Consider the following 20,359-nt stretch of genomic DNA (forward strand, 5'->3'; position numbering starts at 1 on the left):
GAGATCTCTGGTGGTCACAGCGGAGGGGCCACACCCGGTTCCATGCCGAACCCGGACGTTAAGCCCTCCAGCGCCCATGGTACTGCAGAGGCTATCTGTGGGAGAGTAGGTCGCCGCCAGGGATCTTTTTTTATGCCTTCATCTGTTTTCCTTTCTTTGAAGAACCCCTTTAAACTAATACAAACCCTCCTTTCCCCTTCTTTTCTTAGCAAATGCAAGCTTACATGACGTTAGAAGATAAAAAATAGCACTAAATGTTAACTTTTCTATCCTATTCTTTGAGATCGCTTTTTTTGCATCTGAAAGACACAAATATCTATGGTATGGTCATTGTGACATTTTTGACTATAAAATATATTTGTGGTGATGCTTATTGGTTGTTCTAAATTCAGAGAATATATGGCAAAAGTTTTATGCTCTTCTTTTGCAACATAAGGAATTTAAATTTTTTATTGAGAAAAGAAGTACTTTTGAGATTAATATAAAAAAGCCTTTTCCACTTGCTCGCCTACTATTGCAACACTTTCCTGATAAAGAAGATGAAATCTTGTCTTGCATAAAAGCAGCGACGCAGATTCCGCAAGCTTATCTTCCCTTGTTTCCTATATTTATAAAAGGTACACAGTTTTTTTCTTTAAAAGAAATGAGTGCCTTAGGAATCATTCCCATTGCCTTTTCTGAGAAGGAGAAACTTTTGGCTATCGCTCTTTTTGACCCTTTCTTCTCCAGTGACTTGAAAAAAGGATTCAAAAAAACAGGAGTAAGGATAGTTCCCTTTTTATCACCACTTACGAGTATTCGCTCTTGCATTGACATGCTTCATCTTACCAATGCAGATGCTTATGACGCAGCCTTTCCCGCAAAGGATATTGTAGATTTTGTAGATCGTATAATTAATGAGGCCGCAAAAAATGGCGCTTCTGACATTCATATAGAGGGGTTGTCGGCATGGAGCAGGGTAAGGTTTCGCATCGATGGATATTGTCGTGCTGTTTACTCCTTTTCATTGGATTTTCATCCTGCTATAATTTCGCGAATTAAGATAATGGCATCTATGGATATTTCTGATAAAAGGCGTCCTCAAGATGGCCAATTTAACATAAAGACTGGTTCACAAGATTTTTTAGACGTACGTGTATCATCACTTCCTACCGTAGATGGCGAAAAAATTGCTTTGCGCCTCCTCGATTCTTCCAAAATTCCCGATAACATTTACCAATTAGGATTTGAGCAAAGAGACTTGGAACTTCTTGAAAAGCTTCTTTCTCAAAAGGAAGGGCTTATATTGGTGACTGGCCCCACAGGGAGTGGAAAGTCTACCACACTGCATGCGCTGATAAAGCAAGTAAACGCCCTTACTCTTAATGTGACGACCATTGAAGATCCGGTAGAGAGATTCCACGAAGGTATAAATCAGGTTGAGGTCGATGAAAGGGCAGGTCGAACTTTTGAAGTGGTCTTGCGCTCGTTACTTCGCCAGGATCCAGATATTATCCTTGTTGGAGAAATTCGAGATTCTGAAACTGCCCATCTTGTAATGCGGGCAGCACTTACTGGTCACCTGGTCCTTTCAACTTTGCACACTGACGATGCGGCTAATGCTCCTTTAAGGCTCATAGAGATGGGAGTTCCGCCTTTCTTAATTGTCTCTTCACTTAAAGCAGTTGTTTCCCAGCGACTTATTCGATTATTATGTCCTCTCTGTAAAAAACCGGATTCAAACAGTCCTGTGGGGTGCTCTTATTGTGGGGGGAGGGGATTTCACGGAAGGGTGGGGGTGTTTGAATATCTCCCTATAACTGAGAGAGTGCAAGAGCTTTTGCTTCACAAAGCCCCAGTTCAAAAGATACGTACTCAAGCACGCAAAGAAGGGATGAGAACTCTCGTAGAAAATGGCATGCTTAAAGTTGAAAGGGGACTTACTACCTATGAAGAGATTTTAAGCATTTCTTCTGGAAGGACGGGGATTTAACGAGGTGGTTAAATAAATGCTTTATTCCTATTCTGCTCGTACAGCTAGGGGGGAAAAGATAAAAGGGAGTTTAGAGGCTGGTTCTCAATATGAGGCCCTTTCTATGCTTTTTGAAAGGGGACTTATTGTTGTATCTCTACAAGGAAAGAAAAAAAATGAAAACATGAGGTTCTTCCCATCGGGAAGAAAAAATCTTTCGCTAGAAGAGCTATGTTTATTCTTCACCCATTTATCGGCGATGATTTCCATGGGAGGAACTTTGTCTGACTCCCTTTACATAATGGAAAGTGAATTGCCCCAGGCAACTTTGCGTTCCATTTTGCAAAAAATCCAAGATGAATTGAGAGGAGGAAAATCCTTTAGCGAAAGTCTTGGGCTGAGCGGAGACTGGCCTCCGGGAGTTTTAGCTATGGTGAGCGCAGGAGAAGAAAGCGGAGAGCTCTTAAAGATGTTGCGTTATCTTTCTTCTTACTTCATGCAAAGGAGGGTTTTTAGAAAGAAACTTATTGGCGCGTTGGTTTATCCTGCTTTTGTTGCGATTGTTAGTGTGGTTGTGCTGAACATTCTGTTCTTTAAGGTTTTTCCACAAATAGAAGCGGTTTTAGCCGATTTGGGCATAGCTCTTCCTGCCTCGACTCGTTTGTTTCTTTCTTTCTCGAAGTTCTTTCTTACCGTTGGGATAGGGATCATATGCGGCGTTTTGGGAATGCTTTCTTTTACAAATTGTTTTTTAAAAAAGTCTCTGTGGGATAAGATAATTTCTAAAAATAAGCTTTGGAAAGAAGTCTTTCTCTCAAGGAGTTTTCAAACACTCGCTGCTCTCCTGAATTCTGGCGTGCCTCTTCTTGAAGCTATAAAGCTTTCGGGATCTGTGACAGGGAATAAAAAAGTAGAAAGAAGCTTTTTTACTGTAGCAGAGAATGTTGAAAAAGGCCTGTCCTTAGGGGAATCTTTGCGTTTCCAGGAAGATTTTTTTAGTCCTCTTATAGTGCGTATTTTGTCTCTTTCTGAAAAATCAGGAACACTAAGACAAACTTTGCCACTTGTCAGTGATCGCCTTAAAGAGGAGGCGCAAGACAGAATGAAGAGAATTGAGGTACTCGCCGAGCCCATAATGATTTTTTCCCTTGGCGGTATTGTTCTTATCTTCGTGGGTATGTTGTTTTTCCCGTTATTAAATGCTTTTCAAAGAATCTCATTATTTTAGAAAGGAGCTGTAAGAGTGAAATTGAGCACTCGAAAAGAAAAAGGATTTTCTTTGATTGAACTGCTTGTTGTGCTTATGGTTATCGGCCTTCTTTCTGGAGGAGTGGTTATCGCAGCCACTAGAACCATTGCTTCGGCAAAAGCTGTCCGTGTCCTTTCCGATCTAAACTCAATAAGGTTTGCTTATATTATGTATTCCGTTGATGAAGAAGACCTAGACGGAGTCCTTTCAGATATAACTCTTCTCGATCCTTTTCTTGATTCTAGTCTCTTGAATGGGAAATATTCAATTTGTGAAGAAGAAGATTCAATTTATGTGGGGACAGGCCCCCTTGATAAAAAGGTACTCCTTCGACTTGCTAAACATTCATCAGAGAGCGGACTTTACAGTTCTCTAACAGCTGCTCCGCCAATAACCTCTTATGACAGCGAAACTGGGAAATGGGTATGGTTAAAGGTTCAATGATAAAAAAGTCAAAAGGTGTATCTTTGCCAGAAATCCTTACAAGCGTAATGATCGCCTTATTTTTATTGACAGGAGTATGGCGATTTTTATATGTATTGGGAGTAACCCTCACAACAGGCAATAGATATTTCATGGCAAGTCTCGCAGCTCACTATCGAGCGGAGAGCAATTTGCCAATAGAGCTTTGTAACGGCCTAAAATTAAAAGAAGAAAGCACACTGGAAGAGAACATAAAAACAGTTCATGTCATGGCATTGGATCCGTGTCTTCCCAATGGGGATAAGCCTATCTATGAGATTACTCTTTGGCGTGAGTAACCAGAAGGGCAAGATCGTCTTCTCGCCTGGCCGAACTCTTATAGAAGTAATAATAGCCCTTTGTGTTTCGCTTATCCTTGGAGGGATTTTTTTTCAGGGGGTACAAAGGGTAGTATTGTTAAGGTCTTACATATCCCGTGGCCATAATATGGAAGTAAAAGTTTCTCATGTCTTTTCTATAATGATGCCTCAAATTCTCAATGCAGGGCAAGGCATTCCAGCTTCTCTCGACTTCGAAAAGCTCTTTGAGGAAGTCACCTCTATTGCTCATTGGGGGAGGGCGTTGAATGTGGTTCCGAATTTTGATGCAGAGATCATGAATAAAGATTGGGGAAATGAATTGAGATGTGTTTATACCCTTCCATCTCTTTTAAAAGTGATATCAATTGCTCCCTCTCTACAGGAAGTAACCCTCTCAGGTGTGCCAAAGTCAAGCAAAGTGGAGCCTACGTATGGTGGTAAAGCGAGGAAGACTCTCAATTGGGTTGTTTTTCCAGGAGCAACGCGACCCTTTAGGGTGGCGTATATTTCAGGGACAAAGGTAAAACTTGCAGAGTCCGCACAAGACGTTGAATCAATTCCTATTGGCTCCTTTCTGCACTTTTTACGTGCATCGAGGTTCTATGTGAAAAGAGGTCCCCGGGAAGGAATGGATGCCCTTTATTTTCATGATGTTACTAAGCAGAGTGCACAGCCGGTGGTTAACGGAATTTCTCGTATGGAATTCACTTATCATAAGCAGGAAGGAGTTTTAGAAGTGTGCATAGAGATAGAAAGCAGAGGTAAAAGATCAAAGGTGGTAACGGCATTTCACGCTCGAAACATATAAGGACAAGAAGGGGTTTTGTGTTAATTTTTGTGCTTATTTTCATGTCTGTTCTACTTGCGTGTCTTCCATGTTTTTATACTTTAATGACAGAGAAAATATCAGTAATCCAAAACCTCGAAAGAACAATCAGACTTCATCACGCAGCAGTTTCTGGAATAACGGCAGTTTCCAGCTGGCTAGAAAAAAATTTTCCGGAATTAGAAGGTGTAAATGAAGCAGTTGTCAATGAGCAAATGCCATCTTATATCAAAGCATTCCAGATAAATGATGTTGATGTCATAACTAATATTTCTTTCTTAATATCCTCGCAAAAAGACAGAATAATATACCTTATCAGTTCAAAAGCTTCTCTAAAAAACATCAGTTACTCGGTGGGATGCGTTATTGATTGTTTTTCAAATGCTGATAAAGAGTGGTCATTTTATTTGATCAACGAATAATAAAGGTGGGAAAGAAAAGCAATGCATAAAATTTTTTCTCAGCATTCAAAAAAGAAAATTCCCTTAGCAGGTCTGTCTGTTGAAAAATCGTGGGTCCGGTGTGTGGTTCTAGGTTGGGAGAAAGGGCATTTGAGTGTTAAAAAAAAGATAGAGTATCCGGTCCCTGAAGAAACGAGTCTATTTGAATCTTTTTTTGATTGGGTGAAGCTTTTAAAAAACCTAGTGGAAGAAGCTTCCTTTCCCAAAAATGTATTGATTAACTGTACTCTTCCCATTACCCATATATTTCTTGAAACGCTACACTTTCCAGAATTGCCACAAAGAGAGCTGGAGAAAGCATTAGAATGGGAGGTTAAACGACGTTTTAAAGTGGCATGGGACAAAATATGTTGTGATAGTTTCCGTTACGAAAGCAACGAGAGATCTTCTGCCCCAAAAGTAAGCCTTCTCGTTTCAGCGGCCCTAAACCTGGTTATTAAGCGCTTTTTAAGGATATTGCATCATTCTCGCATAGGTGCTGCATGTATAGAGCCTCCCCAAGTTAGTCTTTTAAGAGGTGTAGGGGGGCCCTATGGATCAGATTACAGGCCGGTTACTCTTTTTTACGCAGACGGTACAATTCTCCACAGGCTAATGGTTTCTGAGGAAGAGTATATTTTTACAGACACAGTTTCGTCAGTTCTGAGTATGGACGATGAGAGTATTGGAATAGATAGTCTTTTACTCAAAGACAACCATTGGTTTTGGGCAGGAGGGGAGAGCGGAACTGCATTGGAAATAAGAAAAAGAATGGCTCCGGAAATGAAAGAACTGCCCCCTCTCAATCATATGTGGAATATAAAAGGCCATGCCTTGTCGCTTAAAGGGTGGGAAATCCCCTTTGGCCTGGCATTGAGAGAGTTGCAATGGACATTAAATTAGATTTGCTACGCTCTTATTATAAAGGTGGTCATGCTTCATTACTCTTCCGTATAAATAAATGGGGTTTTACAGCTTTATTGGCATGTTTCTTGCTGACAGGAGGGGGGGCTATTTATTGTTGCCATCAGAAGGCAATAGAACTTGACAGTCAAATAGCGGCGAAAAGGCAAAATATAAATAAGGTTTTGTCTGTTAAAAAGAACTTGGCAATGAAACAGAAAGATCTCATTAAAACATGTTCTTTACGTCTTGAGGCATCAAGTTGCCACAAAAATAACCATTCAGAAGTGTTGCGGTTTTTGATAAATTCCATTCCAGATAGTGTTGTGTTAGACCAAATACAATTTAAAAGAGAAGAAATGCTCCTCAGTGGGGAAGGCGAGGGTAGGGAGATTTTTATTTGGGGAGAAGAGTTGTATAAAAATCTTTACCTTCAGGACATAAACTATCCGCATTTTTCTAAAAATGGAGAACGATCCAATTTTAAATTAAGATTGCTTTTCGTTAAATTGGAGGAATAGTTATGAAAAGACAGAGAATTATTTTTCTGTCCTTCTATAGTGCAGGTATCCTAGCCGTACTTTGTATAGTTATAGGGCTATGTTTTTTGTGTAACGATCTGCGTTTCATGAAAAATAAAATTACCAGGCTTTTAGAAAAAGAACAGCATATACAAAATGACGCTTCCCTTTTGCTTAAAGACAACAACCTTTTTAAGGAAGTTCTGGCCCGCCATGAAAAAGAAATAACACAGTCTTGTTTAGGAGAGAGAAAATCCTCTCTAGAGTGGCTATCTGATATCACCGATAAATGTAGCCTGATTCTTTTAGATCTGCGACAAGATTCTTCTGCAGGTGAAGTTGTTATTTTAAGTGCAGAAGGCCCTTATCGCGAGTGTGTTTCCTTTATAGAGGAACTTGAGGCTTCCAGTTCACCATTCCTCATTCATTCAGGAGAGCTCTCCAAAGGTGAAAACGGAGATCGTCTAAAACTTTATTTAGAGTGCAAAAAGAAGGACGAGAAGAATGTCTAAAAAACATTTTTTTATAAAAATTGCCATTTCAGCTTTTTTTCTAGCAGGAATTTGTTGTTTTATTTGCTGCATAAGTGTATGGTTGCCCTCTTTATCTCTTGCTCCTTACAGCGAAACACATACTTTATCTATGGACGAGACCACTTTAGCGCAGCATGAATATAATATAAAACTTGCCAGAAACCTGCAGGCAGCTCTTGAGGGAACCCAGGTGCCTAAAAAAGATGAGGATTCTTCTTTGCTCTTTGCTGTCCCCCGCAGGAGTACTCCATTTTTTCATGATGCAAAAGAAACAGACGCCATAGAAGAAGACTTAGAGACACCTTTGATTCTTAAAGGGGTTATAGTAGGTCAAACGGGTAGATTTTCCCTTCTTGACGAGGAAGGCGGAGAAAAAGGACTTCTCGTGAAAGAAGGGGATGTTCTATATGACGGAAAAGTAAAAGTGATACATATTTCACTAGATGTTATGAATTTAGAAATAGAACAAAAATGTACCCAGAAATTGAAAATAGGAGGAACGTCTAATGAATAGAAATCGCCTCCTTCTTCGTATTTGGGGAACGTTCATATTGATAGTGCTTTTGTGCGTTGTAAAGAACAGTCAGCTTTATGGAACGGAGAAGGGAACTATGACAGGTGTATCTGTAGAGCAAGCTCAGCATGATAAGGTCACCGTTTATGTTGGGGGACAAAATTTGCCTAAACCAGAAATAGTGGAGATAAATAAACAAAAAACAATTTTGAAGTGGAGAAATGTTGTTCTTCCCTCTACCACATGGAATCGTGATTATGAAGGGCCACTTCTGTTAAGCATCAATGTCATGCAGAAAGAAGGATACATAGAAATGAGCGTCTTGCACAAAACAGGATTAAAACTTAATCTCCATAAAGCCGATGGGGAAAAGCGGTCCTCCAGTTGGTGTTTTACATTGCAAAGAGAGGGGGCAGAGGAGCAAGGCTCTTATAGGGGGAAAAGACAATATCATGAGTTGCAATCAGGGGAAGGAGCATTTTTGCCTATATCCGAAAAAATGGCCTCTGAGTCTGTCTCTCTTTCTCTTCGCGATGTTTTGCTGCCTGACGCTTTTCGCCTCTTTGCCGAATATTGGGATATGAACCTTATCTTGGATGATTCCGTCCCCGAGAGAAAAACCACAATAATTTTAAAAGAAATTTCAGCCAGCCAGGCTTTTTTTTATCTCCTCCGTTCGAATGACCTCCGATTTGTTGCTTTGGGCGACAAAACTCTTTGGGTTGGAAAAAAAGAAAATTTAGGGGAAATATTAGGTTTGACAGAAACAAAATCTTTCAGGCTGGCCTACAGCGATATCGCTAGCACCGCAAAAATGGTCAAACAGGCTACTGGGGTTCAAAAAATTGTGGAAGATGAAAGATTAAACACTCTTTATGTAACTGCTGATAGAGAGCAACTTCTGAAAGTGGAGCGATACGTTGAACTTATAGACCGTCCAGGGAAGCAGGTTATGATCGAGGCCAGGATTGTTGAGATAGCAGACCGCGCCTCACATGAGGTTGCGTCGTGCCTGGAATCAATTTATAAACACTGGATGCTGGAATATAAAGGCAGAGGGACTCCTGGTCGAATAGGGTACAGTGATTCTTACAGCGAAGGGATGTTTGGTGAAGACATAACTTCCCTTTCTGGTACAGTAAAAAAATTGGACGCCTTAATATCAACCCTTGAAAAGGAAGAAAAGGGGCACATTCTTGCAGAGCCGTCAGTTATAACTATCGAGGGAACGAAGGCAAGAATACAGCTTGTTCAAAAGTATCCATACGTATCGACACGTGATGAGGCGGGCAATCCTACATATGTTTCAGAGGAAGTAGGGCCTCAACTTGAAATAACTCCTTTTGTAGGAAGGGATGAGATCATAACTATTAAGCTTGTTATAAAAACGGGTGAGGTTGTTTCATGGAGGGAGGGAGCCAGAGGCGAAACATATCCGGAGACAAGTACAAGGCAAGTGGAAACCCAGGTGCGAGTTCGAGATGGGGAGCCTTTCGTCATAGGAGGATTATTTAAAGAACTAAAAAGGGGAAACCAATATAAGTTTCCCCTTCTTGGGGATATTCCCATTTTAGGTTCGTTGTTTTCGACTCAGTATACAGAAAAAGAAAAGAACGAAGTGATTATAATTGTTATACCCCATATACTGTCTATACAGACATGATTACATGGGCCGCTTACAACGACATGTAGTCAATCCCTTGACAGAACTTAAAGAGCTCCTTATAATGTCTGAGTGCTGGCCGGGCTGGCGGAATAGGTAGACGCACGGGACTTAAAATCCTGGGGACAGAAAAGTCCGTGCGGGTTCGAGTCCCGCGTCCGGCACCACAATGTACTTAATTTGGGTTTTAGTTATGTCTATATAGATCGCGGGGTGGAGCAGTCAGGAAGCTCGTCGGGCTCATAACCCGAAGGTCGCAGGTTCAAATCCTGCCCCCGCAACCAATTTGGCGGTGTAGCTCAGATGGCTAGAGCATGCGGTTCATACCCGCAGTGTCACTGGTTCGATTCCAGTCACCGCCACCAAATATGAATTCATAGGCGGGGGACCCATCTCCCGCCATTTTTGTTTCACCTCTTTTCTGGGAGGTGGCTGAATGGTTGAAATGAAAGGTTTAGAAAAACAACTTCCATATGAATTATCACTTCCATATTTGAGGGATCAATTCTGGGCTGTAGCCAGAAAACAGGGCTGGGCAGAAAAGATAGGACCAGCTGTAGTTGCCGTTTCTGGTGGCAGTGACTCTGTTGCTCTGCTCTGGTTCTTTGTGCAATTCTGGCCTGGAAAGGTTATCGTGGCTCATTTGGAGCATGGCATTAGAGAAAGAAGTTCAATAGAAGACGCGGCTTTCGTAAAAAAGCTTGCAGAGGCATGGGGTTGCGAATTCGAGATAGAGCATGTTGTTGTCCCACGCCTTTTACGCAAGGGTGAGAGTCTAGAAGAAGGAGCGCGAAGGGTTCGCTACGATTTTTTTGAGCAGATAGCGGCTTCAGAAGGAGCAACAGTTGTTGCGCTTGGCCATACAGCTGATGATATAGCAGAAACACTGTTATTCAATCTTTGCCGTGGGTCAGGTCCCTTCGGACTTGTAGGCATACCCGAGGTCCGGGGACAATTTATACGCCCCCTCTCTGGATGGTGGCGAGAAGACTTAAGGCGTCTTTTGCAGGCTCGCGGAATTTGTTGGAGAGAAGACCCTACAAACCTTGACACAACCTACGTCAGGAACCGCATCCGTCATGAAATTATTCCATTGCTTGAAAGAACAATAAATTCCTCTACGCGTCAACATTTTGTCGATTTCGCTCAGGATATGCAGGAATTCCGCCGACGTGAAGAGAAGCAGGGAGAGTTGCTTGTTCAATGGGGCAAAGAAAATGTTCCTTTCTCTATGTATGGGACCACACTTTCATTTGTTCGTTCCCTCTCAGAGCAGGAACAGGCTTGGTTTATTCGGGCTATTGGAAGAAATTTGAGTCTTAAAACATTGACAAGGAATCGCCTTACATCCCTGATTGCAACTTTAAAAACTTCTGGTCGGTGGTTATTTCAATGGGAAAATAAAGCTTTTATTTGTTGTGGTTCAGGTTTTATGGTATGGATAAACCCAAAACTCTTGTATAATACTCACGCTATATCTAAAGAGATTGTTTTTAAAGGAGACAGGGGTGTGTTTTTATGGGGCTACTGGAAGGTGCATTGGGAAAAGAAACAGCACTTTTCAGGATCCTTGACGTCTTCTACAGGAAGGTTTCAAGAGGCTTTCCCTTTGGAGTTGGGGAGCAGCCTCATTGTTTCACCTGCAGATAGTGAGTCTTCTAGCCTGAAAAATAGGAAAATGAAAAAAATACCCTGGTGGTTACAGAAAATATGGCCGGTTTTTTCAAAAAGTGAAAAATGGCAGTGGATACCTTTTGAAGGCACTTTTTCTGACAAAGCGTATCATGGAGGAGCACAGATAATTTTGAGGCTTGAGCCTGTGGCATCGGCGCTGGAGGGAGTACAATAGAATGGAATATGTTGTTTCAGACATACTTCTGTCAGATGAAGTTATACATCGTAGGGTAAAGGAACTTGCTAAACAGATAAGCAAAGATTATGCTGGGAAAGAGCTTGTTACAATAGGCATATTGAAAGGTGCGGTTATTTTCCTTTCAGATCTTATCCGTTACATAGATCAAGATGTAGACGTAGTCATGGACTTTATGGCAGTTTCTTCCTATGGTGATTCCACCAAAACGAGTGGTATTGTTAAAATAACGAAGGATATTGATATAAACATAAGGGGAAAAAACGTGTTGATCGTAGAGGATATTGTGGATAGTGGTTTAACCTTGTCTTATCTCATTCGTATGATGGGAGAGCGAGAACCGGAGAGTATACGGGTGTGTGTGTTGCTTGACAAAGAGGAACGGCGCAAGGTACCGGTCAATGTAGATTATAAAGGATTTGACATCCCTGATAAGTTCGTAGTGGGGTATGGTCTGGACTATGCAGGGAAATGGCGGAACTTGCCATCGATCCATATGGTTGATATATATATGAATAGCCCCGAAGAGGGAAAATCAATGAGAGGCGGCGATATTTAGTGGGCCGATTGATCAAGAATCTCGGGTTGTACCTGATTCTCGTAGTACTTGTAGTAAGCCTTGTAAACGTTTTCTTATCACCAGCTCAAAGTCCACAGCAGGCGGAAGTAATCACGTACTCCGAGTTCCTGACTGCAGTAGATACAGGACAAATTAAAAGCGTTACGATAAAAGAAAACACCGTATCCGGCCGCTTTATTGACGGCAGAAGTTTTCAGGCTGAGGTTGTAGGGACAGGAGATCTTGCTAAAGAAATAGCAGGGAAAAATGTTAATGTCCAGGTAGAACCACCACAGAAAACCCCATGGTGGGCGACAATGATTTCTTCTTTCTTCCCTACGTTGCTGTTAATAGGAGTGTGGATATTCTTCCTCTACAACATGCAGGGTGGCGGGGGGAAGGTCATGAATTTCGCAAAAAGCAAGGCGAAGCTTTTTCTTGATAACCGTCCTAAAGTCACCTTTGACGACGTGGCTGGATGCGATGAGTCCAAAGAAGAACTGAGTGAGGTCATCCAGTTTCTTCGAGATCCGGGAAAATTCAGGGCCTTAGGGGCGAAAGTGCCTAAGGGAGTGCTTCTTCTCGGACCTCCTGGTACGGGGAAAACATTGTTGGCTCGCGCTGCCGCAGGAGAGGCCGATGTTCCTTTCTTCAGTGTGAGCGGCTCGGACTTTGTAGAAATGTTCGTAGGTGTTGGCGCAGCCCGAGTTCGGGATCTTTTCGAGCAGGCACGGAAATATCAGCCATGTATTATTTTTATAGACGAAATGGATGCTGTGGGCCGTCATCGTGGGGCTGGTCTTGGTGGCGGTCACGATGAAAGGGAGCAGACGCTGAACCAGCTTTTGGTTGAACTGGATGGATTTGATGAGTCTACGGGGATTATTCTCATCGCAGCCACAAACAGGCCGGATATCCTTGATCCTGCGCTTTTACGGCCGGGACGTTTCGATCGTCACATTGTCGTGGATCGCCCAGATGTAAAAGGAAGAGAAGAAATATTGGCTGTCCATGTGAGGAACAAGAAGATAGCCGATGATGTGGATCTGGGGGTAGTGGCTCGTAGAACCCCTGGTTTTGTGGGAGCGGATCTTGCGAACCTCGTCAATGAAGCGGCCCTTTTGGCAGCTAGAGCTGGCAAAAGCCTCATTACCATGGCTGAGTTTGAAGAAGGGATAGATCGTGTAATCGCTGGACCTGAGCGTAAGAGTCGCCTTGTTAGCGACAAAGAGCGAAGGATCATCGCGTTTCATGAAACAGGGCACGCTTTGGTGGCGAAGTATTTGCCCAATTGTGATCCCGTACATAAGATATCGATTATACCGCGAGGTCATATGGCTTTAGGGTATACGCTTCAGCTGCCTGATGAGGATCGTTTCCTAATGTCCAAGACGGAACTGACAAATCAGATTACAGTACTTCTGGGAGGCCGTGTGGCAGAAGAGCTCACTTTTGGTGACGTGACTACTGGTGCTGGGAACGATCTTGACAGAGCTACTCAAATTGCAAGAAGGATGGTAACGGAATTTGGCATGAGCGATGCTCTTGGTCTCGTGAAGTTAGGACATAAACATCAGGAAGTCTTTTTGGGGCGGGACATCGCGGACGATAAAAACTATAGTGATAATGTTGCATACATGATAGACCAAGAAGTAAAGGCCATTATTGACGGCTGCTACGAAAAGGCCAAGCAGATTCTGACAGAAAAGAAAGAGCAGGTCGAAATGGTCGCTGAGACCCTTCTAGAAAAAGAAGTCATTGAAGGGAAAGAACTTGATGAACTTCTGGGTTTCGTTACAGAAGAAGAGACCGAAGAGCAGGAAGAAAGATTGCTCCATGGCGACGTTAAAGAGAGCAAAAAAGAAGAGTTGAGACGAAAGGGAAGTACGAAGCCTGAAGTGGCAAGTAATCTTGCATAACAGTACCATCTGATAATCTCTAAGCGTGCCCGCTTTTGTGGGCACGCTTTTTTACTTTTCTAACGAATGATAGACTAGAGGGGTAACAAGAGGAGTTGAAACGTCATGTCTGGAATTTTTAATTTGAAAGCAGATTGGGGACCTTCTGGAGATCAGCCTGAAGCTATAGAAAAACTTGTTGAATCCCTTAAAAATGGAACACGTTTCCAAACTCTCTTAGGAGTTACGGGGAGTGGAAAAACCTTTACTGTGGCAAATGTACTGGCCCAGTTTGATCGTCCCGTTCTTGTTCTGGCTCATAATAAAACATTGGCAGCACAACTTTATACTGAGTTTAAAACATTTTTCCCCCACAATGCTGTCCATTATTTTGTAAGTTATTATGATTATTACCAGCCGGAAGCCTATATTCCCTCGAGTGACACTTATATAGAAAAAGATGCCTCTATCAATGACCGTATAGAGAAATTGCGTCTTGCAGCAACGAAAGCTCTTGTTGAACGAAGGGATGTTATTGTTGTAGCTAGCGTATCTTGTATCTATGGCCTTGGAAAAAAGGAAATGTACGAAGAAGTTATATTTCCCTTTGCTGTGGGGGAAAAATGGGATCGTAGAGGTTTTATGGAGCGGCTAATAGATAATTATTACGCTCGGAATGACATGCTTCTTGAAGCAGGAAAGTTCAGGGCACGAGGAGATGTTCTTGAAATCTATCCATCCTATAGTGAAACGGCACTCAGAGTCGCTTTTTTTGACGATGAAATTGAACGCATTGATGAAATTGATCCCGTGAGTGGCCATACACTGAAACAGCTTCCTAAAGCTTCTATTTTCCCTGCCCAGCATTATGTTACAAGTCGAGATGCCATAGATAAAGCTATGGGGCAAATACAGCAGGAACTTGATGAGCAGCTTCACCTATTGAAAAAACAGGGGAAACTTCTCGAGGCACAACGTTTAGAGATGAGGACCCGATATGATATGGAGATGCTTGCAGAAGTGGGCTACTGCTCAGGCATAGAGAATTACTCGCGATATCTTGATGGCCGCAATCCTGGAGAACCCCCTGGAACTCTTCTTGATTTCTTCCCCGATGATTTTATTATGGTAATAGATGAGTCTCACATTACCCTTCCTCAGGTGAGGGGCATGTATAACGGAGATAGGGCCAGGAAGACTACCCTCGTGGAAAATGGTTTTCGCCTCCCTTCATGTCTTGACAATAGACCTCTCAACTGGAGGGAGTTTAAAAAATATCTTCGTCAAGTTATTTTTATCTCAGCTACTCCTGGGGATTGGGAACGAGAAGTTTCCACCTGTGTAGCGGAACAGATAATTCGGCCCACTGGAGTGGTGGATCCTGAGGTAGTGGTGAGTCCTGCAACTGGACAGGTTGATGATCTCGTTGATAGACTGCGAGGTATCACAGCAAGGGGAGAACGGGCACTTGTAACGACATTAACAAAAAAATCATCAGAAGATCTAGCTGAATACTTGGCAGATCTGCAGTTCAAAGTAAAATATATCCATTCGGAATTAAATGCTTTTGAGCGAGCAGAACTCATACGTGATCTTCGAAGCGGAGAAGTTTCTATTCTTGTTGGTATTAACCTGCTGAGAGAGGGGATGGATCTTCCTGAGGTGTCGCTGGTGGCTATCCTTGATGCTGACAGAGAAGGCTTTCTCCGTTCTCATCGGTCGCTTATACAGATCATGGGGCGAGCGGCGAGAAACACGCGGGGGCAAGTTGTACTTTATGCCGATGTGGAAACAGAGAGTATTAGGACTTCTGTACAAGAGACTCGCAGGCGAAGAGAAATACAGATGCTTTTCAATGAAAAGCATGGCATTATACCTCAAACTATTAGTAAAACAGTACAAAACCTTCTTCCAGAAGAATTTACTTCCGATGCTGTAAAATTAGAGAGCCGCAGGGGGAAAAGAACAAAAGAAGTTCAGGAATACACCCATAGTGATCTAGAACGCCTCATGTGGGAAGCAGTAGAAAAACTTGATTTTGAAAAAGCCGCGCAAATTCGTGATATATTGACAGACTCAAAAGGGAAGGAGTGGCAGCGTGTTGCATCTTATCAGCATAAGAGGAGCAAGAGAGCACAATCTCAAAAATATAAACGTAACACTTCCAAAAAATAAACTTGTGGTTATTACAGGGCCATCAGGTTCCGGGAAGTCATCCCTGGCTTTTGATACACTATATGCAGAGGGTCAGCGCCGGTATGTAGAATCCCTTTCTGCCTATGCCCGACAATTTTTAGGTATACAAAAAAAACCTGATGTGGATGACATTTCAGGATTATCTCCAGCTATTTCAATAGAACAGAAAGGTACATCCCATAACCCTCGCTCAACAGTGGGTACCGTAACGGAGATTTATGACTATCTGAGACTTTTGTATGGTAGGCTAGGAGTTCCATACTGCCCATCGTGCGGGAAGGCCGTCATTCGTTATTCCCTTGATGAAATTGTAGACGTTATATTCAGGAACTACCCGGACCAGCGGCTTGAAATTCTTTCCCCCCAGGTTCGAGGGAAAAAAGGGGAGTTTAAAAATCTTTTTGCCCAAAATAGGGAGAAGGGATTCATGCGCGTAAGGGTGGATGGAACTATTTACTGGTTAGAAGAAGAGATTGCCCTTGATAAGAATAAAAGACACACTATTGAAGTGGTAATTGATCGACTGAAAGTCCTGGACGACCGGAAAGGGCGTATTAGCGAAGCTGTAGAGGCAGCCTTGAGCCTCTCTGGAGGGTATGTGCTCCTTGTCACAGAGGGGGGAAAGGAGCAGCTTCTCACAGAAAACTATGCCTGTCCTGACTGTGGCATCTCCCTTCCGGAAATAGAGCCACGGTTATTTTCCTTTAATAACCCTTACGGAGCCTGCCCTGATTGTTCTGGTCTTGGCAGCCACGAACACTTTTCTGAAGAGCATGCCATAGACCCCGTCCGCTCAGTGGAAGAGGGCGCTCTTCTTCCCTGGAAAAAAAAGCACTACATGCTGAGAAAGCTGTACACTTTCTCTCAGTCGAAAGAATGGGATTTGACTCAGCCATATGGAACGCTGCCAAAGAATGTGCAGAACTTTATCCTTTATGGGAGCGATGAAAGACTTCCCATGTTCTTCTCTGACCGCGGAGAACGGCATCAGTATATGGGGCGATATGAGGGGCTCCTTCCATGGCTGGAAGGGAGATGGAATGAAACGGAATCTGAGAACGTCCTAGAAGAGTTAGCCGGATATCGTGTGGAAGATATATGTCAAACATGTCATGGTTACCGTCTACGTCCTGAAGCTCTTATGGTTCAATTAAACCACCACACTATTGATGAGCTGGTGGAAATGCCTGTGGATAGACTGTTACCCGTGCTTAAAGAAATGGAATTCACTGAAAATGAACAAAAAATTATGGGTCAAGTGATGATAGAGCTTGAAAAGAGACTCTCTTTTCTTGTCGATGTGGGCGTTGGATATCTGTCCCTTATGCGTCGCGCAGATACTTTAAGTGGCGGTGAGAGTCAGCGTATTCGTTTGGCTACTCAGATAGGTTCAAAGCTCAGCGGGGTTCTCTACGTTCTTGATGAACCGACCATTGGCCTTCATTCCAGAGATACCGATCGTCTTTTGCGTACCCTTCGCTCCATTCGAGATCTTGGCAACACTGTAGTAGTCGTGGAACATGATCGTGAAACAATGCTTGCAGCTGACGCTATTGTAGAAATGGGGCCTGGTGCAGGAGAGCAGGGTGGAGAAATTGTTAATGCAGGAACAGCTGAAGAGGTGCTCAATACCAATGCTTTAACTGGTCCCTATTTGCGAGGGGAAGTTTCAGGATGTATTAGAAGAAGAGATGTGCGTAATACTTCTCATTGGCTCACATTACGGAAGGTTGCCCATCACAACCTTAAGGAAATTGATGTAGCAATACCTTCACGTGTTTTCTCCTGCATCAGCGGAGTCTCGGGATCTGGAAAGAGCAGCCTCTTGTATGATGTGCTATATAAGGGTATGAAACGTATTCTGGACAAAGATTTCAGAGAGAGAGCCGGGAAACATCTAAGCATTGATGGGGCAGAGCAATTTAGAAATGTGGTGCTTGTGGATCAAAGTCCAATTGGTAGAACTCCAAGGTCAAATCCAGCAACATACACAGGTCTCTTTACTCTCATCCGCGAACTTTTTGCAGAGCTTCCAGAATCAAAAATACGTGGATATGCACCTGGCAGGTTTAGTTTCAACGTAAGGGGTGGACGATGTGAAGCTTGCAGCGGAGCTGGATCTGTTAAAGTTTCCATGCTTTTTTTGCCCGATGTTTACGTGGACTGTGAGGTTTGCGGAGGAACAAGGTATAACAGAGAAACTCTTGAAGTTCGTTATAAAGGGAGAAACATTGCTGATGTTTTGAATATGACAGTAGATGATGCTTTTGAGTTTTTTAAGGAAATTCCCCGCATTGCATCAAAACTGGCCTTAATTCAAGAAGCAGGTCTCGGATATATTCGTCTTGGTCAATCGGCCCTCACCTTGAGCGGGGGAGAAGCACAACGGGTTAAACTTGCAAAAGAGCTGAGTAAACGCTTCACCGGTCCTACTCTGTATCTTCTCGACGAACCAACAACAGGTTTATTTTATACAGATGTGAAGAAGTTGCTTCACATTCTCCATCGCATCGTGGATCAGGGAAATACTGTGGTGACCATCGAGCATAATCTGGATGTACTTCTATCGTCAGATTATATTATCGATCTAGGCCCCGAGGGAGGAATGGAGGGCGGTTCTATAGTAACCCAGGGAACGCCAGAAGAAATAATCAAAAGCAGACAAGGGTATACTTCTGCCTATCTTCAGGAATATGCCAGGCAGCTTGAAAGGGAGGACCACTATGAGCGCAAAACAGCGTCGTGATAATAGTAAGCCAGATAGCAAAAAACCATATAGTAGAAAAATGGAGAATAAAAAGAGAGAGAATCAGAAACCATATGGCAAGAAACCTTATATCAAAATGCCAGATGTGAGGAAACAAATTGATGAAGATCTTATATGGGGACGCCAGCCAGTTTTAGATCTTCTCCAATACTCACCACAGAAATGTTTAAAAGTCTGGATCTCAGAAAGGGCCCATCCTTCCTTTTCAGGAGAAGTAATGACCCTTGCCCGTTCTACTAAGGTCCCTTTTCAAAAAGTGGCGTCAACTTTGGTTGATGAAATGTGCCCCGGAGAGAACCACCAGGGGGCAGTGGCAAAAATAACAATGGTGGAACAACTGGATATGGAAGATTTTCTACCCACCTTAAAAACAAAGGAAGGGCCGATTCTTCTTGTAGTTCTTGATCACATACTTGACCCTCACAACTTGGGAGCTATTATACGTACGTCAGAGGCTGCTGGAGCTACGGCTGTTGTTTATTCAAAACGCCGCTCGGCCTTACCTGGCGGAACGGTAGTGAAAGTGAGTGCTGGGGCAGCGTTGCGAGTGCCCATGATATCCGTAACGAATATTGCACAGACGATAACCCGGCTTCAGGAGGAAGGCTTCTGGGTGGTGGGACTTGACCATAATGCGCCCCAATCCCTTTGGGGGGCAACATACCCAGACAAGTCCTCACTTGTTGTTGGAGCAGAAGGTGAGGGTTTGTCCCGTCTCGTTGCCCAGCGGTGCGACATGTTGCTTCGCATCCCTATAACAGGGAAAACAGGTTCGCTCAATGCAGGTGTCGCTGCTGCCTTAGGAATGTTTGAGTGGGCCAGGGCAAAAGGAGTAGATGTTCATGGTGAATAAAAAAAGATGTACCATTGCTGTTATCGGAGCGGGAATGCTTGGCAGTTCTGTGGCCAGGGGATGGGTGAAGGAAAATTGCACAGTCATAGCCTACGACAAAGATAGACAAAAGGTGGAATCCCTCGAAGAACTGGGTATTTGTTATGAGGAAAGCAACGAAGCTATAGCAAGGGCAGACGTGGTGGTTTTTGCGCTGAAGCCTCATATTCAACTTCCCGTGGTGGCTTCTCTGGCGCAAAATCTGACAAACAAGCTATGTTTTTCTATGGCAGCGGGTATTCGGTTAGAGCAGCTTGCAGAAGCAGCCCCCCATGCAAGATGGATTCGGGGAATGACAAATATATGTGCCGCTGTTAATGCTGCTTTTACGGCCTATACGCCTTCTGAAAATGTGACAGAAGAAGATATGAAAAAAACCAAACTTCTTTTCGGCCTTCTTGGAGAAAGTGAAGAAACAGCAGAGCCAAATCTTGACGCCATAACGGGCATTTCAGGATCAGGGCCCGCCTATATGTTTACAGTGCTTGAGGCATTGACCTACGGGGGCCTCCGAGTTGGAATTCCGAAAGATTTGGCACTAAAGGCCTCTGCCGCGACGATGATCGGGGCAGCAAAACTTGTTTTGGAAACAGGAAAACATCCAGCGGAACTGAAAGATGGTGTGGTTACCCCTGGTGGTACCACTATCGAAGGGCTTTATGAATTGGAGGAAGGAGCGGTCCGTGCGTCCTTTATCCGGGCTATTGCAGAGGCAACCCGACGCGGTAAGGAATTAGGGGAGCAAAAGACCAACAAAAAGAAGTAGGGGTTTTGATTGTCTTGCAGTTATTGACA

18 protein-coding genes, 3 tRNA genes and 1 rRNA gene are annotated in these 20,359 nt (G+C 43.2%); all 22 read left to right on the forward strand.

Translation table 11 applies throughout. The features are described from left to right. The first annotated feature begins 6 nt into the window (after positions 1–6). Positions 7–122: ribosomal RNA gene (rrf, locus tag AMICO_RS03880) — 5S ribosomal RNA — on the forward strand. A gap of 521 nt (positions 123–643) precedes the next feature. Then, positions 644–1,972 carry a GspE/PulE family protein gene (locus AMICO_RS03885; protein ID WP_148211319.1) on the forward strand — a complete coding sequence of 443 codons (1,329 nt, stop codon included), beginning with the start codon at positions 644–646 and terminating at the stop codon, positions 1,970–1,972. 16 nt (positions 1,973–1,988) lie between these two features. After that, positions 1,989–3,179: a type II secretion system F family protein gene (locus tag AMICO_RS03890; protein ID WP_013048166.1), complete on the forward strand. Its 1,191-nt coding sequence runs from the start codon at positions 1,989–1,991 to the stop codon at positions 3,177–3,179. Between the two features lie 15 nt (positions 3,180–3,194). Beyond that, positions 3,195–3,644 (forward strand): type II secretion system protein, encoded by a 450-nt coding sequence (locus tag AMICO_RS09865; protein ID WP_013048167.1) that lies wholly within the window; start codon positions 3,195–3,197, stop codon positions 3,642–3,644. After that, positions 3,641–3,961: a hypothetical protein gene (locus tag AMICO_RS03900; RefSeq protein ID WP_013048168.1), complete on the forward strand. Its 321-nt coding sequence runs from the start codon at positions 3,641–3,643 to the stop codon at positions 3,959–3,961. The genes AMICO_RS09865 and AMICO_RS03900 overlap by 4 nt, the downstream gene beginning before the upstream one ends. Beyond that, positions 3,954–4,790 carry a hypothetical protein gene (locus AMICO_RS03905; RefSeq protein WP_148211321.1) on the forward strand — a complete coding sequence of 279 codons (837 nt, stop codon included), beginning with the start codon at positions 3,954–3,956 and terminating at the stop codon, positions 4,788–4,790. Before AMICO_RS03900 ends, AMICO_RS03905 begins: the two co-directional genes overlap by 8 nt. An 83-nt stretch (positions 4,791–4,873) precedes the next feature. Beyond that, entirely contained in the window at positions 4,874–5,230 is a 357-nt protein-coding gene (locus tag AMICO_RS03910; protein ID WP_169302798.1) for a hypothetical protein, read from the forward strand. Positions 5,231–5,359: 129 nt separating this feature from the next. Then, positions 5,360–6,151 (forward strand): hypothetical protein, encoded by a 792-nt coding sequence (locus tag AMICO_RS03915; RefSeq protein ID WP_148211322.1) that lies wholly within the window; start codon positions 5,360–5,362, stop codon positions 6,149–6,151. Next, on the forward strand, positions 6,136–6,672 hold the full coding sequence (locus AMICO_RS03920) for a hypothetical protein (RefSeq protein ID WP_013048172.1): 537 nt from the start codon (positions 6,136–6,138) through the stop codon (positions 6,670–6,672). Before AMICO_RS03915 ends, AMICO_RS03920 begins: the two co-directional genes overlap by 16 nt. A 2-nt stretch (positions 6,673–6,674) precedes the next feature. Continuing rightward, positions 6,675–7,184 (forward strand): hypothetical protein, encoded by a 510-nt coding sequence (locus AMICO_RS03925; protein ID WP_013048173.1) that lies wholly within the window; start codon positions 6,675–6,677, stop codon positions 7,182–7,184. Next, complete coding sequence (locus AMICO_RS03930) at positions 7,177–7,719, forward strand: hypothetical protein (RefSeq protein ID WP_013048174.1); 543 nt, start codon at positions 7,177–7,179, stop codon at positions 7,717–7,719. Before AMICO_RS03925 ends, AMICO_RS03930 begins: the two co-directional genes overlap by 8 nt. Then, positions 7,712–9,382, forward strand: a complete 1,671-nt coding sequence (locus AMICO_RS03935; protein WP_013048175.1) for a type II secretion system protein GspD — start codon at positions 7,712–7,714, stop codon at positions 9,380–9,382. Before AMICO_RS03930 ends, AMICO_RS03935 begins: the two co-directional genes overlap by 8 nt. A 78-nt stretch (positions 9,383–9,460) precedes the next feature. After that, positions 9,461–9,549, forward strand: a tRNA-Leu gene (locus AMICO_RS03940). 40 nt (positions 9,550–9,589) lie between these two features. After that, positions 9,590–9,666 (forward strand) — tRNA-Met (locus tag AMICO_RS03945). Positions 9,667–9,670: 4 nt separating this feature from the next. Further along, positions 9,671–9,747: transfer RNA gene (locus AMICO_RS03950), tRNA-Met, on the forward strand. Between the two features lie 71 nt (positions 9,748–9,818). Further along, positions 9,819–11,231, forward strand: a complete 1,413-nt coding sequence (gene tilS, locus AMICO_RS09870; RefSeq protein ID WP_013048176.1) for a tRNA lysidine(34) synthetase TilS — start codon at positions 9,819–9,821, stop codon at positions 11,229–11,231. A gap of 1 nt (position 11,232) precedes the next feature. Beyond that, positions 11,233–11,811, forward strand: coding sequence for a hypoxanthine phosphoribosyltransferase (gene hpt, locus AMICO_RS03960; protein ID WP_013048177.1), 579 nt, complete (start codon positions 11,233–11,235; stop codon positions 11,809–11,811). Then, positions 11,811–13,730: an ATP-dependent zinc metalloprotease FtsH gene (ftsH, locus tag AMICO_RS03965; RefSeq protein WP_013048178.1), complete on the forward strand. Its 1,920-nt coding sequence runs from the start codon at positions 11,811–11,813 to the stop codon at positions 13,728–13,730. The genes hpt and ftsH overlap by 1 nt, the downstream gene beginning before the upstream one ends. Before the next feature lie 105 nt (positions 13,731–13,835). Continuing rightward, on the forward strand, positions 13,836–15,884 hold the full coding sequence (gene uvrB, locus AMICO_RS03970) for an excinuclease ABC subunit UvrB (RefSeq protein ID WP_013048179.1): 2,049 nt from the start codon (positions 13,836–13,838) through the stop codon (positions 15,882–15,884). Beyond that, entirely contained in the window at positions 15,808–18,651 is a 2,844-nt protein-coding gene (gene uvrA / locus AMICO_RS03975) for an excinuclease ABC subunit UvrA (protein ID WP_041459332.1), read from the forward strand. Before uvrB ends, uvrA begins: the two co-directional genes overlap by 77 nt. Next, positions 18,629–19,525 carry a 23S rRNA (guanosine(2251)-2'-O)-methyltransferase RlmB gene (gene rlmB, locus AMICO_RS03980; protein ID WP_013048181.1) on the forward strand — a complete coding sequence of 299 codons (897 nt, stop codon included), beginning with the start codon at positions 18,629–18,631 and terminating at the stop codon, positions 19,523–19,525. The genes uvrA and rlmB overlap by 23 nt, the downstream gene beginning before the upstream one ends. After that, positions 19,515–20,330 carry a pyrroline-5-carboxylate reductase gene (proC, locus tag AMICO_RS03985; RefSeq protein ID WP_013048182.1) on the forward strand — a complete coding sequence of 272 codons (816 nt, stop codon included), beginning with the start codon at positions 19,515–19,517 and terminating at the stop codon, positions 20,328–20,330. Before rlmB ends, proC begins: the two co-directional genes overlap by 11 nt. The last annotated feature ends 29 nt before the right edge of the window (positions 20,331–20,359 follow it).

Origin of the sequence: Aminobacterium colombiense DSM 12261 (assembly GCF_000025885.1) — a bacterium.
Taxonomy (GTDB): Bacteria; Synergistota; Synergistia; order Synergistales; family Aminobacteriaceae; genus Aminobacterium; species Aminobacterium colombiense.

Excerpts from the sequence above, each read along its gene's own strand:
- AMICO_RS03890 (WP_013048166.1), top strand. The coding sequence starts at position 1,989 with ATGCTTTATTCCTATTCTGCTCGTACAGCTAGGGGGGAAAAGATAAAA.
- uvrB (WP_013048179.1), top strand. The coding sequence starts at position 13,836 with ATGTCTGGAATTTTTAATTTGAAAGCAGATTGGGGACCTTCTGGAGAT.
- tilS (WP_013048176.1), top strand. The coding sequence starts at position 9,819 with ATGGTTGAAATGAAAGGTTTAGAAAAACAACTTCCATATGAATTATCA.
- AMICO_RS03885 (WP_148211319.1), top strand. The coding sequence starts at position 644 with ATGAGTGCCTTAGGAATCATTCCCATTGCCTTTTCTGAGAAGGAGAAA.
- AMICO_RS03930 (WP_013048174.1), top strand. The coding sequence starts at position 7,177 with ATGTCTAAAAAACATTTTTTTATAAAAATTGCCATTTCAGCTTTTTTT.
- hpt (WP_013048177.1), top strand. The coding sequence starts at position 11,233 with ATGGAATATGTTGTTTCAGACATACTTCTGTCAGATGAAGTTATACAT.
- AMICO_RS03925 (WP_013048173.1), top strand. The coding sequence starts at position 6,675 with ATGAAAAGACAGAGAATTATTTTTCTGTCCTTCTATAGTGCAGGTATC.
- rlmB (WP_013048181.1), top strand. The coding sequence starts at position 18,629 with ATGAGCGCAAAACAGCGTCGTGATAATAGTAAGCCAGATAGCAAAAAA.
- proC (WP_013048182.1), top strand. The coding sequence starts at position 19,515 with ATGGTGAATAAAAAAAGATGTACCATTGCTGTTATCGGAGCGGGAATG.
- AMICO_RS03920 (WP_013048172.1), top strand. The coding sequence starts at position 6,136 with ATGGACATTAAATTAGATTTGCTACGCTCTTATTATAAAGGTGGTCAT.
- AMICO_RS03900 (WP_013048168.1), top strand. The coding sequence starts at position 3,641 with ATGATAAAAAAGTCAAAAGGTGTATCTTTGCCAGAAATCCTTACAAGC.
- AMICO_RS03935 (WP_013048175.1), top strand. The coding sequence starts at position 7,712 with ATGAATAGAAATCGCCTCCTTCTTCGTATTTGGGGAACGTTCATATTG.
- AMICO_RS03910 (WP_169302798.1), top strand. The coding sequence starts at position 4,874 with ATGACAGAGAAAATATCAGTAATCCAAAACCTCGAAAGAACAATCAGA.